The organism is Halorubrum sp. SP3 (genome assembly GCF_005435195.1).
Classification (GTDB): Archaea; Halobacteriota; Halobacteria; order Halobacteriales; family Haloferacaceae; genus Halorubrum; species Halorubrum sodomense.
In genome coordinates this window covers 1-398 of sequence record NZ_SGTU01000444.1, presented here as the reverse complement: position 1 = coordinate 398, position 398 = coordinate 1, and the positions used below count along the sequence as shown (strand labels likewise).

Sequence of the window (398 nt, the reverse complement as noted above, 5' to 3'; positions counted from 1 at the left end):
TACAGTACGCCTCGTCGAGGGGACACGTCTCGCCGGGCTGTAACAGGGGGTGGCTGGCGTGCGAGACCTCGATGTGCTGGGTGTCGTCCTCGATCCGCGTGAGGAAGCCGTTCGGGAGGTCGAGGTACTCGCAGCCGATCGTCAGTATCTCTGCGACCTTCGCCTCGAACGTGCGGTCCTGGTCGGACGACACCGCGTACAGCCGCTGGATGGCGCGGAGGCTCTCCTCCTGACGCTGCTCCAACTCGCGTCGCTCGGTGACGTCGAGGAGGTAGACGGAGAGCCCCTCGTCCGACGGGAACGCACGCGCGTTGAACCACGTGTCGAGCGGCTCGTAGTAGGAGTCGAACGAGACCGGCTCCTGGGTCTCCATCGCCCGACGGTAGTTCTCCTCGTAC

The 398-nt window shown here is 65.6% G+C and carries 1 pseudogene; it reads right to left on the bottom strand.

Annotated elements, in window-relative coordinates:
- Positions 1-398, bottom strand: a pseudogene (locus EXE42_RS17180) (histidine kinase); the annotation flags it as partial.